The following is a 12,391-nucleotide window of genomic DNA, read 5'->3' on the forward strand; positions in this document are numbered from 1 at the left end:
CCGATAGATTGCGTCCGGTCGGTACACGTCTCGTGGGAGCGGGGACACCGTGGTTGTCGCAGGGCTGGTCCTCGCCGGTGTGGCGGCGCTGATCCACGGCTACATCTTCTACCTCGAGTCGGTGGTGTGGACCGCGCCGCGTACCCGTGCGGTGTTCGGCATCCGCAGCGAACAGGACGCCCTGACCACCCGGTCGCTGGCGTTCAACCAGGGCTTCTACAACCTGTTCCTGGCGGTCGCGGCCGGCGCCGGCATCGTCGTGGTCGCGACCGGGGCCACCGCCGTCGGTGCGACCCTGGTGTTCACCGGCACCGGCACGATGCTCGCCGCCAGCCTGGTCCTGGTGCTCTCCCGGCCGGCGATGCTGGGCGCCGCGCTCATCCAGGGGCTGCCGCCGCTGCTGGGCGTGGTCGCCCTGGCGGTCGGGCTCACCGGCTGACCGGGCGGGCTCACCGTCTGAACCACTCCGTACGGCAAGGCCAGTCGCTGACTGGTGGCCTGTTGTCGATGTCGGGTCACGAACACCGAATGTGTCGCTGATCCGACGATTCTTCGGTGCAAATGGCACCGTACCGCTGCATTTTTCAGCCGAATGGTGCCTGCGCGGACGGAAACCCGGTCGGCAAATGGTTCGCGGTGCAGTCGGCGGTCGTGACACGGTGTGCCTCGCCCGACACCGGAGGGCGAACCGCAACCACATCTGAGGAGACACCTCGTGAACACCAGCAGAAGGACGGTCCTCGGCCTGCTCGCCACCGCGGCGGTCGCCGGACCCCTGGCGACGCTGCCGGCCACCCCGGCGGCCGCCGCCGACATCTACACCTCGAACACCGACCTGTACTCGGATCCGAACCTGGCCGAAGGGGTCGACTACGCCCGCCGCTACCGCCGGCATCCGCTGCTCGACAACTCCGACGCCACCGCGACGCCGCTGCCGCGTACCGCGATCATCGCCCCGCACGGCGGCGGCATCGAAGGCGGCACGTCGGAGCTGTGCCTGGCGATCGCCGGCTACCACCCGGCGAACCTGGCGGCGACCCCACCGGCCGGCCCGACGTACGACTACTGGATGTTCGAGGGCATCCGCTCGTCCGGCAACAGCGAACTGCACGTCACCGCCAGCCACTGCGACGACGTCCCGGCGTTGTCGGTGGCGGCCGGCGCGCTGAACGTCGTCACCCTGCACGGCTGCACCCCTGGCACCGCCGGGCTGCCGTCGAACGCGCAGGCCGTCGCCGTCGGCGGACGCAACGCGGCGTTCCGCGCCGCGCTGATCTCCGCCTACACCGCGGCCGGGATCAGCGCGTTCGACGCCACCGGCATCCCGGCGATCGCCGGCACGTCGACCGACAACATCGTCAACCGGACGCTGCTCGGCATGGGCGCCCAGCTGGAGCTGACCACTCCGCTGCGGGCGGCGATGTTCGGCACCAACACCCGTTCCCAGCGCAAGAACACCACCAACACGCTGTTCTGGGACTTCGTGGCGGCCACCCGCACCGCCATCACGCAGATCGAGGCGACGCAGCCGATCCTGTGACGCTCACCGCGACACCCCGCCCCGCTTCGGGTCACAGCACCCGGGGCGGGGTGTTGCCGGCGGCGACGATCGCCCGGCGCATCGGCACCGCCAGCAGCAGCACGAACCCGACCACAAAGAAGATCAACAACGAGACCAGACCGACCCGGTACGAGTTCGTCAGCTGGAACACCAGCCCGAACGCCAACGGCCCCAACCAGCTGGTGCCCTTGTCGCTGATCTCGTAGAAGCCGTAGTACTCGCCTTCCTTACCGGCCGGGATCAGCTGGCTGAACAGTGACCGGCTCAACGCCTGAGAGCCGCCGAGCACCAGCCCGATCGCCGCGCCGAGCGCCATGAACTGCGCCGGCGCCTCGGCCGGCAGCCGGAACGCCGCCACGATCACCCCGGTCCACAGCACCAGGCTGCCCAGCACCGTCTTCCACGCGCCGATGCGCTGTGCGACCGCCCCGAGCAGCAGCGCCCCACCGAACGCCAGGAACTGCACCAGCAGGATCGTCACGATCAGCGTCGACTGGCCCAGCCGCAGCTCCTCGGTGCCGTACTGGCTGGCCAACGCGATCACCGTCTGGATGCCGTCGTTGTAGACCAGGAACGCCAGCAGGAAGAACAACGTCAACGGGTACGTCTTCAGCCCGCGCACCGTACGGCCCAGCTGTTTGAACCCGTCGGTGAGCACGTTGCCGCCCGGCCGGGCGTCGACCGCCGGATGTTCCCGCAGCCACGCGAGGGGCACCAGGGTGAACACCGCCCACCACACCCCGGCCGACACGATCGACCAGCGGGCCAGGTCCAGGGTGCGCTGCGCGTCGCCGTCGACGCTGAACGACTGCACCACCACCAGGTTGACGGCCAGCAGCAGCCCGCCCCCGAGGTAGCCGAGCGCCCAGCCCCGGCTGGAGATCCGGTCGCGGTCGTCGGGGCCGCCCAGCTGCGGCAGGAACGAGTTGTACACCACCACGCTGGCGCCGAACGCGATGTTGGCCAGGACGAACAGCCCGCCGCCGAGCAGGTAGCGGTCCCCGGTCACGAACACCATCGCGACGGTCGCCCCGGCACCGAGCAACGCCGACACCGCCAGCAGCCGCTTCTTGTGCATCGACCGGTCGGCCAGCGCGCCCATCACCGGCAGCACCAGCACCGTCAACGCCACCGACAGCGACACCAGGTACGGGAAGTACGCCCCCGGCGCCACCTCGATGCCCAGCGGGTACACCGACCCGGCGCACTCGTCGGCGTCGGCCGCGCAGCCGGCCGCCTGCTTGGTGACCGTGGTCAGGAACGGCCCGAGGAACACGGTGATGACGGTGGTGGAGAACGCCGACATCGCCCAGTCGTAGAAGTACCAGCCGGTGCGTTCCCGCCGGGTGCTCGACGGTGCGGCACCGGGCGGCGCCGCGGCGGGCGGTACGGGCGCGGGCCCGGTAGGTGGCCCGCTGGTTGGCTCGGTGGGGTCGGCCATCGGATCCTTCACTGTCGGTCAGCGGGCGGTACGGTCCGCGTCGACCCGCCGGTCGGGCGGCCAGTGGCCACGGGCGAGGTACACGTCACGCAACACCTCGACGTGATCGGTCATGATGCCATCCACCCCGAGGTCCAGTAACTCGTGCATCTGGGCGGGTTCGTCGATCGTCCAGACATGCACCTGCAACCCGAGCCGGTGGCAGTACGCCACGAACCGGGCGTCGACCACCCGTACCCGGTTGAACCGCACCGGCACCTGCGCGGCCACCACCGACGGCGGCAGCCGCAGCCGCCGGCCGGTCAACGACCCGACCCGCAGCCGGGTCACCGCCTGCATGCCCAGCGACGTCGCCACCCGACCGCCGGTCGACGTCCGCAGCCGGTGCAGCCGCCGATCGGAGAACGACGCCAGCAGCACCCGGTCGGCGGCGGCGCACCGGTCGACCGCCGCCAGCGTCGGCTCCACCCCGCCGTCGGCTTTCACGTCGATGTTGAACCGCACCTGCGGCCAGCTGTCGAGCACATCGTCGAGCCGCGGCACCACCGACGCGCCACCCACCCGCACCGTGGCCAGGTCCGCCCAGCGCAGCCGCGCGATGCTGCCCCGGTCGCCGGTCACCCGGTCCAGCGTCGGATCGTGGAACACCACCGCCACCTGATCGGCGGTGCCGTGTACGTCGGTTTCCACGTACCGGTAGCCGAGCCCGACGGCGCGGCCGAACGCCTCGGCGGTGTTCTCGTCACCGCGGGCCGCGCCGCCCCGGTGCGCGAACGCGATCGGAGCCGGCGAGTCCAGGTACGCGAACCGGTGCGACACGCAGCGCAGTATGCCCGCCGCCGGCAACCTGCGGGCGTACGGCAGGTTGCGCGACGCCGACCGCTCACCGGCCGGCGGCCGGCGCGGGCCGCCGCGCCGCCGGCAGTAGGGTGCCCCCATGCGGGCACTCGGCATCGACTTCGGCACCTCGAACACGGTGGCGGTGGTACGCGGCGGCGACGGCCGGGTCCGGCCGCTGCTGTTCGACGGCACCCCGCTGCTGCCGTCGGCGGTGTACCGCGACGCCGACGGGCGGCTGCTCGTCGGCGCGGACGCGCACCGCCGGGCCCGCATCGACCCGTCCGGGTTCGAACCCAACCCGAAACGCCGCGTCGACGACGGCACGGTGCTGCTCGGCGACGCCGACGTTCCGGTACCGCAGCTGGTCGCCGCCCTGCTGCGGCACGTCGCCGCCGAGGCCCGCCGCCAACTCGGCGGCGTCGACGAGGTCCGGCTGACCCATCCGGTGCGGTGGGGGGAGCGGCGGCGGATGGTCCTCGTCCAGGCCGCGTACGCCGCCGGGCTGCCCCGGCCGACGCTGATCGCCGAACCGGTCGCCGCCGCCTCCTACTACACGTCGGCGCTGGGCGCGGCGGTACCGCCCGGCCGGGCGTTGGCCGTCTACGACCTGGGCGGCGGCACCTTCGACGCCGCCGTGGTCCGGCGCACCGCCACCGGGTTCGACGTGCTCGCCGAGCAGGGCCTGGCCGAACTCGGCGGCCTCGACTTCGACCAGGCGCTGGTCGAACATCTCGGCGGCGTCTACTCACCCAGCCGCACGACCGTGTGGAACGGTCTGGTCGCGCCGTCCGACACCGGGTCGCGGCGGGCCCGCGCCCTGCTCTACGACGACGTCCGCGGCGCGAAGGAGATGCTGTCCCGTACGGTCAGCGCTGACGTGCACCTGCCGGCGTTGGACATCGCCGCCCACGTCACCCGCGACGAACTGGAGTCGCTGATCCGCGACCATCTGGCCCGTACCGTGACGTGTCTGGCGCAGACGGTCGCTGCCGCCGGGCTGGCCCCGGCTGACCTGGTCGGCGTGTTCCTGGTCGGCGGTTCCAGCCGGATCCCGCTCGCCGCGCAGCTGATCCACACCGAACTGGGGGTGGCACCGACCACCCTGGAGCAGCCGGAGACCGTCGTCGCCGACGGCGCGTTACGGGTCGGTGCCGCCGCCCGCACCGGCCTGCCCGGCCCGCGTCCCCCGGCCCCGATGCCGCGTGTCGCCACCGCGCCGCCGCACATCGCCGGGACACCCGCGGCCGGGCCGACCTCGCCGGCCGCACCGCCGATGCCGCCACCGGCGTCACCGGCACCGTTCATGGCGCCGGCACCGGTGTCACCACACCTGATGCCGATGCCGGCGCAGCCGACGACGACGCCGGGCCGTCCCTGGTACGACGAACACGGCCCGGTCCTGGTGGCCGCGCTGGCCACCATGGTCGGCATCGCCGTCGTCGTCATGGTCGTGCTGCTGCTGTGACTCTGAGGACACCGATGACGAACCCCTCCGACGGGCAGCCGGCGCTACGCGCCGACTGCGCACGCTGCGCCGCGCTGTGCTGCACCGCGCCGGCGTTCGCCGCCTCCGCCGACTTCGCCATCGACAAACCCGCCGGCCGGCCATGCCCGAACCTGCACGCCGACTTCCGCTGCGGTATCCACCGTGACCTGCGACGCCGAGGCTTCGCCGGCTGCACCACGTACGACTGCTTCGGCGCCGGGCAGCAGACCGTGCAGGTCACCTTCGGCGGCCGGGACTGGCGACAGCACCCGGACATCGCCGCCGACATGTTCGCGGTCTTCGCGGTGCAGCGCCAACTCCACGAAGCCCTGTGGCATCTCACCGAGGCAGCCGTCCGCTGCCCGGCCGGACCGCTGCGCGACGACCTGCGCGCCGCCGCCGACCACACCACCGCATTGACCGCCGCCGACCCGGCGGCGCTGCGCGGCCTGGACCTGCCCGGACACTGGCGGCAGGTGGCCGCGCTGCTGCGGCGGGCCAGCACCGCCCTGCGTCGCCGCCACGGCCGAACCGGCCGGGACCACAGCGGCGTGGACCTCGCCGGCCGGGACCTGCGTCAGCGGAACCTGCGGGGCGCGAACCTGCGCGGGGCGATCCTGATCGGCGCCGACCTGCGCGGGGTCGTCCTCGCCCAGGCCGACCTGGCCGGCGCCGACCTGCGCGGGGCCCGGCTCGACGGCGCCGACCTGACCGACGTGCTGTTCCTGACCCAGCCGCAGCTGGACTCCGCCGCCGGTGACCCCCGCACCCGGCTACCGTCGACGCTGACCCGCCCCGGCCACTGGCCGGCCAGGTGACGTCCCCACCGCTTCTCCCCGCACGCGCGGATCAGCTCCGGCGGCGTCGGACACGATGTGGACGCTGGAAACCCCCACCTCCGGGCAGACCGACACCCCGCCCGCGCGGCCCCGGCCGGTCCGGCCGGTCCGGTACAGTGCGCCGGTGCAGACCGACACCCTGACGGCGACCGGCCGTCTGGTCCGTGCGTCGGCCACCATCGTGGTGTTCGCACTGCTGACCGCAGGCACACTGTGGGGCACCGACGACCATTTCCCGTTTGGACCGTTCAGCATGTACGCCGGCGTCAACGGCCCGAACGACCCGGCGCCGGACACCCGGGTCGAAGGCGTCGACGCCACCGGACGGACCCTGGTGCTCAACGAACACAACGCCGGGGTACGCCGCGCCGAGGTGGAAGGACTCGAAGCGGCCTACGTCGACGACCCGGGACGGCTCGAACTGATCGCCGACAGCTACGCGCGGATGAACCCCGACGCGCCGCCGATCGTCCGGGTCACCGTGATCGTACGGCTCCACGAGATCCGCAACAGTTCCCTCACCGGGCAGTGGCACGACGAAACCCGCGCCGTCTGGCAGCGGCCGTGATCAGCCGCTGGTTGTTCGCCGCCGCCCCGCTCGGTCGGGTCGCCGCGCTGCGGACCGTCACCTACCTGTTCATCGTGTTCGATCTGCTGGTCTACTCGTCGTGGGTGCGTACCCGCGGTGACGTGCCGGCCGACCTGTACGAGCCGCTGGCGTTCGCCCGTTTCCTGCACCTGCCGGCACCGACCGGTGTCGCCGTCGACCTCATCTGGTGGTCGTTGCTGCTACTGGCGCCGCTGGCGGCGACCGGCCGGTTCCCGCGGACACTCGGCTGGTCCGTGTTCACGTTCTACTTCGCGTGGATGGTCGTCGCGATGAGCTACGGCAAGGTCGACCACGACCGGTTCGCGTTCCTCGTCGCGCTCGCCGTGCTGCCCACCGTCGGCGCCGCCCGCCACGGCGACCACCGGCCCAGCCAGGCCGCCGGCTGGTCACTGCGGATGATCCAGATCGCCGTCGTCTGCACCTACTTCTTTTCCGCGTACGCGAAGATCCGCTTCGGCGGCTGGGGCTGGTTGACCGGCAGCGTCCTGGCCCGCGCGTTCCTGCGTCGCGGCTCGGAGCTCGCCGACCTGATCGCCGCCGTGCCGTACGCGCTGATCGCCGCCCAGATCGGCATCGTCGTGTTCGAGGCGCTCAGCCCGCTGGTCTTCCTGACCCGTGGGCGGCTGCGGTACGCGGTGATCGGCTTCTTCTACTCGTTCCATCTGCTGTCGTTCGCGACGATCTCCATCTCGTTCGCCCCGCACCTGGTGGCGATGGGCGCGTTCCTGCCGCTGGAAAGGGTCCGGCCGATCGTGTGGGCGCGGCGGCTGGCCGGCCGCCGCCGGGCCCCCGGCCCGGACCGCCCGGACGGTGACGGTGGCCACGATCGCGGGCCGGGCGGCGGCCCGGCGCGTCGGGCCGGCCCCGACGCGCCGGCTGTGCGGGATCGGACACATCCGGTGGCACCGGCTGGCGCCGACGCGGGACAATGATCGTATGAGTGACGCCAGCGCACCCTCAGGCACCTTCGTCTACGACGGCGACTGCGCGTTCTGCACCATGTGCGTCCGGTTCATCGAACGTCGGGTGCCCAACGACGCCACCGTCGTGCCCTGGCAGTGGACCGACCTGGCCGCGCTGGGCCTGACCCGTGACCAGGCGGTGACCGCCGTGCAATGGGTGCCGGCCGACAAGAGCCGCTCCGCCGCCGGGCCGGCGGCGATCGCCGCGCTGCTGCGCACCAGCAACCCGCTGTGGCGGGCCGCCGGGGCCGTCCTCGGGCTGCGCCCGGTCACCGCCCTGGCCTGGCCGGTGTACCGGTGGATCGCCGACAACCGGCACCGGCTGCCCGGCGGTACCGCCGCCTGCGCCGTGCCGCCGGCGGCGGCACCGACCCCGACGCACTGACCCCGCCCCGCCGGCCAACCGGGCAGCTACCGGGCCGGGCGACACCCTGATCCCGCCTGGTCAGCTTCCGGAGGACCAGAACCGGGCCAGCGCGCTGGTCGCCGGGTCGTCGCTGCCCAGCAACACCGCCCACAGGTCACCGCCGACGGCGTCCACCCCCGCGTAGCCGGCCAGGTCGACCGGGTCGACCGGGTCGACGTGCGGCGACACAGCACCGACCGGGCCGCCGTCGCCGAGCAGCTGCGGGTCCGCCCACGGCCAGCCGTCGACCGGCGTCGGCACCCCCGCCGGGTCCAGTAGCGGCGGGAACTCTGCCTCCGGCCACCCGTCGGCCCCCGCCGGCACGTCCGGGTCGACCCCGGGCGCCGGGTCCGCCGCCCCGAACCCCTGCTCGGCCGCCGGCTCCGCCCCGAACCCGGCGTCCACCGGCTCCGCCGGGTCCGCGCCGGACAGGTCGTCGCCGTAGCCCAGCGCCGGCACCGCGTCACCCCCGCCGTACCCGCCGTCGCCGTATTTGCCGTCGTCGGCGATGTCGCCGGTCAGGTCGTCGCCGGCCGGCGGGTCGGCCGCCCCGAACCCCTCCACCGGGTCGGCGGCGCCGAACCCCTCCACGGCCGGGCCGCCCGACCCGTCGTCGACCGGACCACCCAGGTCGGCGGTGTCGGCGTCGTCACCGGTCGGGTCGTCCCCGGTCCAGTCACCGAACTCGCTGGTCATCGCGGCACCGCCTCCGCTGTCGGGGTCAACACCCGGGCCCGGGCCAGCACCTCGTCGACCTGCTTCACCCGCGCCCGGACGGCGTCGCGGCGGGCCTGCGCCGCCGACCGCCGCCGCGCCCGGTCCGCCTTGTCCCGCGCCAACGCCGCGTCGATGTCGGCGATGTGCGCGTCCAACTGCGCCAACCGCCGCTCCACGGCGTCGTCCAACGCCACCGTCAACGCGTACTGCAGGTCGGTGAACCGCTGCGCCAACTCGTCGGTCAACGCCGCCCGCGCCTCGCCGAGCACCTCCCGCAGCCACACCCGGGCCTGCTGCCGGTCGCTGGCGACCCGCCGCCGGAACAGGATGAACGCGCCGGCGGCCAACCCCAGACCGAGACCGGCGACCGGGATCAGCAGCCCACCACCGACCAGCGCCCCGGCACCCAACGCCGACGCGCCCGCCGCGACCCCCCGGCCGGCCATGAACGCCATCCCACCGGCCGACAACGCCACCATCACGTTGTCACCGCCGCCGCCGTCACGCCGCGGCCGGGTCGCCAACGCGTGCCGCAACGTGCCGTTGATCCGCTGCAGCACGAACTGCAGCTCGGCCGGCCCGAACACCTGCGCCAACGTCCGCTCGGCGACCTTGTGGAACCGGAACCGCAGATCATGCGACAGCTGCAGCGACAACGCGTGCAACGCCCGGTCCACCTCGCCCGGCAGCGCTTTCAACGCGTCCCCGCGGGCCGCGTCGATCCGGGTCAGGAACTGCTCCTGCAACCCGCCGACCGCGGTCCGCAGCCGCCCCGTCGCCTCCACCCGGGCCCGCTGCGTCTCCGTGTTCAACGCCAACGACCACTGCCGCGCCTCGGTCCGTTTCCGCGCCGCCAACCCGGCCCGGTCCCGCTTCGCCCGCTCCACCTCCGCCGGATCCGGGTCACAGGCGGCGACCCGCTCACCGGCGGCCAGATCCAGCCGGACCAGTTCGCTGCGCACCGTCCGCAGCACGTTCGCCTGGGCCAGCAGATGCCCGTTGCCGGCCAACCCCACCAACGCGTGCTGCAGCGGCGCCACCCGCGACTCACCGACCAGCTCACCGGCGGCCTCCGCCGGCAGCGTCAACGCCAACTCGGCCAGCCGCGCCGACACCGGGAACCAGGCGGCGGACGCGAACCTCGGCGCGTGTGCCTGCAACTGCGCCCGGTTGTCAGCCAGGATCGTCCGCCACCCCGGATAGGCGTCGACCTTCGTCAACGCGAACACCACCACGTCGACCCGTTTGCTCGCCTCGATGAGGAAGTCCAGCTCCGGCCGGGTCAACGGCGTCGACGCGTCCACCACGAACAGTAGGGCCGCCGCCCGCGACACCGCGTCCAACGCGATCTCGGTGTGCGCCGGATCCAACCCGCCGGCACCCGGGGTGTCCACCAGCGTCAGATACTGCAGCAGCGGCGCCGGACAGGTCACCGCGATCCGTCGCGGCGGGCGCATCCCGTCCGGCAGCGCCGCCGACACCGTCGCCCAGTCCGCCAACCGGTCCACCGGCACCGGCACCGGCTCGTCGCGGCCCGGCACGAACGCCTGCGCCGACGTCGTCGCCCCGTGACCGAACTCCAGGTACGCCGACGTCGCCACCGCCGCGTCCACCGGCGACAGACCCGTCACCCCGATCAACGCGTTCACCAGCGAACTCTTGCCCCGCTTCGTCTCACCGACGACCACCACCGACGGCCGGGTCACCTCCCGGCGCCGCTGCGCGTCGATCTCCGCCGCCGCCTCCGCGTCGACGGTGCGGACGAACCCGAGACACGTGTCGACCGCCCCGGACAGCAGCGCACCCAACGCCGCCGGGCCGCCGCTCACCGAGACACCGCCCGCACCTGCTGCGACAGCAGATGAAACCCACGGTGGGCGACCAACGCCACCCGCGACTGCGCCGGCGACGCCCCGGCGACCGCGAACACCCGCCACCGGGTCGCCGCCTCCACCGCCGCCGCCGACAACTCCTGCGCCGACGCCGCCGGCAACTCCAGCACCCAGCGCGGATCCGCCGACAACGCCAACCGGGTCAACTCCCGCTCCATCGGCTCCGGCAGCTCCACCGCGCCCGTCGTCACCTGCTGCGCCACCTCCAACAGCCGCAGCCGGTGGTACTCCGGCTGGTGCAGCAGCCGCTCCACCGCGTCCCGCAACAACTCCCGGTCACCCGGATTCGCCGTGTGGCTGGCCACCTTCTCCAGACACGACAACGCCCACCCGGCCTTGATCGCGTCGGTACGCCACCGGAACGCCTCGTCCAACGTGTGCCGCAGCCGCGCGAAACCCGACGCGGCGTACAACGCCCGCACCAGATCCCCCGACGCCAACTGCGGCGACGCCTGCAGCTGCGCCACCGCGAACCCCACCCCGTACAGGTCCAGCAACGCCAGCAGCCGCTCACGCTGCTTGCGCGGCACCGGAGCCTCCCGCGACACGAACAGGTCCACCGACGCCAGCAGCACCGCCCGCTGCGCCGCCGGCAACCCGGCCAACGCCCGCAGCGCCTCACAGTCGGCCGCCGTCAACCGGCCCGCCTCGGTCGTCTCCGCCAACAGCCCCACCGTCGGCACCACGTCGGACACCACCCGCCGCAGCACCCGGGTCTGGTCGGCCGACAACGGCGCCGCCACCGGCCACGGATCCGCCCCACCGGCCACCAATTTGTCGACCTTGTTGAACAACCCCACCGAGTTGATCGGACTGCTCGACAGCCGCGCCGACACCGACCGGAACGCCTCCAAGGCCCGCACGTCGTCGTCGCGTACCGCCTGGGTGAACACGTACACGATCGCCTCGGCCCCGGACACCGCGCCGACCGAGTCGTCGTCGATACCGGCGTCGAACGGCGCCGTGTCGTCCACCACCGGGCCGCCGCCCCCGGCACCGGCCGGCGCGCCCGCCCCGGCGAACAGGAACCGCCGCGCCGACTCACTCACCCCGACGCTGGTCGACGACAACCCCGGCGTGTCGATCACCGTCAACTCCCGCAGCCGGTCACTGGTCAACGTGACGTCGACGAACGCGACCTGCGCCCGCGGCACCCCCAACCGCTGCGGAATCACCCCCGTCGGATCCAGCGGCAGACTCACCCGGGTGCCGTCCCGGCGTACCACGTCGACCCGGTCGGCCGTGCCGTACCGGAACTGGGTCACCACCCGGGTGCACTCACCCACCTCCGTCGGCGCCACCCGCCGCCCGATCAACGCGTTCACCAGCGTCGACTTGCCGGCCTTCAACCGGCCGGCGATCGCCACCCGCAGCGGCTCGTCCAACCGCCGCCGCACCCGCAGCACCTCACCGCCGGCGGCCGCGCCCACCCGGGGACCCACCTCGTCACACAACGCGGCGACCCGGCCACTCAACGGGCCGGCGTTCACAGCCGACCCCCCGCCGCCCGGTCAACGGCGACGACGGGCATCCGACGGCGGCACACACTCATTTCGCTGGTCGTCCTCCCGACAGCACGGCACCCGGTGGTGCGCCCACCACCGGCATCCACCGTACGAATATCCTCACCGGCGCAG

At 73.3% G+C, this 12,391-nt stretch carries 12 protein-coding genes; 7 read left to right on the forward strand and 5 right to left on the reverse strand.

What is annotated here, in order from left to right:
• The first annotated feature begins 49 nt into the window (after positions 1-49).
• The gene (locus ACN27J_RS04615; protein WP_421363920.1) at positions 50-439 is read left to right on the forward strand and encodes a DUF1304 domain-containing protein; all 390 of its coding nucleotides are present in this window, start codon (positions 50-52) and stop codon (positions 437-439) included.
• A gap of 276 nt (positions 440-715) precedes the next feature.
• Positions 716-1,540: a poly-gamma-glutamate hydrolase family protein gene (locus ACN27J_RS04620; RefSeq protein ID WP_421363923.1), complete on the forward strand. Its 825-nt coding sequence runs from the start codon at positions 716-718 to the stop codon at positions 1,538-1,540.
• Between the two features lie 31 nt (positions 1,541-1,571).
• Here the strand turns inward: ACN27J_RS04620 and ACN27J_RS04625 are convergent, their stop codons facing one another.
• Positions 1,572-3,002, reverse strand: coding sequence for an MFS transporter (locus ACN27J_RS04625; RefSeq protein WP_421363925.1), 1,431 nt, complete (start codon positions 3,000-3,002; stop codon positions 1,572-1,574).
• An 18-nt stretch (positions 3,003-3,020) separates the two neighbouring features.
• Positions 3,021-3,941: a glycerophosphodiester phosphodiesterase gene (locus ACN27J_RS04630; RefSeq protein ID WP_421363928.1), complete on the reverse strand. Its 921-nt coding sequence runs from the start codon at positions 3,939-3,941 to the stop codon at positions 3,021-3,023.
• Here ACN27J_RS04630 and ACN27J_RS04635 point away from each other — a divergent pair.
• From ACN27J_RS04635 to ACN27J_RS04655, 5 genes are all read left to right on the forward strand, one after another.
• Positions 3,940-5,307 (forward strand): Hsp70 family protein, encoded by a 1,368-nt coding sequence (locus ACN27J_RS04635; protein WP_421363930.1) that lies wholly within the window; start codon positions 3,940-3,942, stop codon positions 5,305-5,307. The genes ACN27J_RS04630 and ACN27J_RS04635 overlap by 2 nt on opposite strands.
• A 14-nt stretch (positions 5,308-5,321) precedes the next feature.
• Positions 5,322-6,146 carry a pentapeptide repeat-containing protein gene (locus ACN27J_RS04640; RefSeq protein WP_421363933.1) on the forward strand — a complete coding sequence of 275 codons (825 nt, stop codon included), beginning with the start codon at positions 5,322-5,324 and terminating at the stop codon, positions 6,144-6,146.
• A gap of 145 nt (positions 6,147-6,291) precedes the next feature.
• The gene (locus ACN27J_RS04645; RefSeq protein ID WP_421363934.1) at positions 6,292-6,735 is read left to right on the forward strand and encodes a hypothetical protein; all 444 of its coding nucleotides are present in this window, start codon (positions 6,292-6,294) and stop codon (positions 6,733-6,735) included.
• Positions 6,732-7,709, forward strand: a complete 978-nt coding sequence (locus ACN27J_RS04650; RefSeq protein WP_421363935.1) for an MFS transporter permease — start codon at positions 6,732-6,734, stop codon at positions 7,707-7,709. The genes ACN27J_RS04645 and ACN27J_RS04650 overlap by 4 nt, the downstream gene beginning before the upstream one ends.
• 4 nt (positions 7,710-7,713) lie before the next feature.
• Entirely contained in the window at positions 7,714-8,124 is a 411-nt protein-coding gene (locus ACN27J_RS04655; protein ID WP_278174505.1) for a thiol-disulfide oxidoreductase DCC family protein, read from the forward strand.
• Positions 8,125-8,184: 60 nt separating this feature from the next.
• Here ACN27J_RS04655 and ACN27J_RS04660 read toward each other — a convergent pair whose 3' ends face one another.
• From ACN27J_RS04660 to ACN27J_RS04670, 3 genes are read right to left on the reverse strand one after another with little or no spacing between them, the layout of a single operon-like run.
• Entirely contained in the window at positions 8,185-8,841 is a 657-nt protein-coding gene (locus tag ACN27J_RS04660) for a hypothetical protein (RefSeq protein WP_421363937.1), read from the reverse strand.
• Positions 8,838-10,691 carry a dynamin family protein gene (locus ACN27J_RS04665; RefSeq protein ID WP_421363938.1) on the reverse strand — a complete coding sequence of 618 codons (1,854 nt, stop codon included), beginning with the start codon at positions 10,689-10,691 and terminating at the stop codon, positions 8,838-8,840. The genes ACN27J_RS04660 and ACN27J_RS04665 overlap by 4 nt, the downstream gene beginning before the upstream one ends.
• Entirely contained in the window at positions 10,688-12,244 is a 1,557-nt protein-coding gene (locus ACN27J_RS04670; RefSeq protein WP_421363940.1) for a dynamin family protein, read from the reverse strand. Before ACN27J_RS04670 ends, ACN27J_RS04665 begins: the two co-directional genes overlap by 4 nt.
• Between the last annotated feature and the right edge of the window lie 147 nt (positions 12,245-12,391).

It is taken from the genome of Solwaraspora sp. WMMB762 (assembly GCF_049179115.1).
In the GTDB taxonomy this organism is placed as follows: domain Bacteria; phylum Actinomycetota; class Actinomycetes; order Mycobacteriales; family Micromonosporaceae; genus Micromonospora_E.

What these genes read in the sequence shown, in the direction of transcription:
- ACN27J_RS04625 (WP_421363925.1), bottom strand. Translation starts at nt 3,002, where the DNA reads ATGGCCGACCCCACCGAGCCAACCAGCGGGCCACCTACCGGGCCCGCG.
- ACN27J_RS04635 (WP_421363930.1), top strand. Translation starts at nt 3,940, where the DNA reads ATGCGGGCACTCGGCATCGACTTCGGCACCTCGAACACGGTGGCGGTG.
- ACN27J_RS04655 (WP_278174505.1), top strand. Translation starts at nt 7,714, where the DNA reads ATGAGTGACGCCAGCGCACCCTCAGGCACCTTCGTCTACGACGGCGAC.
- ACN27J_RS04640 (WP_421363933.1), top strand. Translation starts at nt 5,322, where the DNA reads ATGACGAACCCCTCCGACGGGCAGCCGGCGCTACGCGCCGACTGCGCA.
- ACN27J_RS04660 (WP_421363937.1), bottom strand. Translation starts at nt 8,841, where the DNA reads ATGACCAGCGAGTTCGGTGACTGGACCGGGGACGACCCGACCGGTGAC.
- ACN27J_RS04630 (WP_421363928.1), bottom strand. Translation starts at nt 3,941, where the DNA reads ATGGGGGCACCCTACTGCCGGCGGCGCGGCGGCCCGCGCCGGCCGCCG.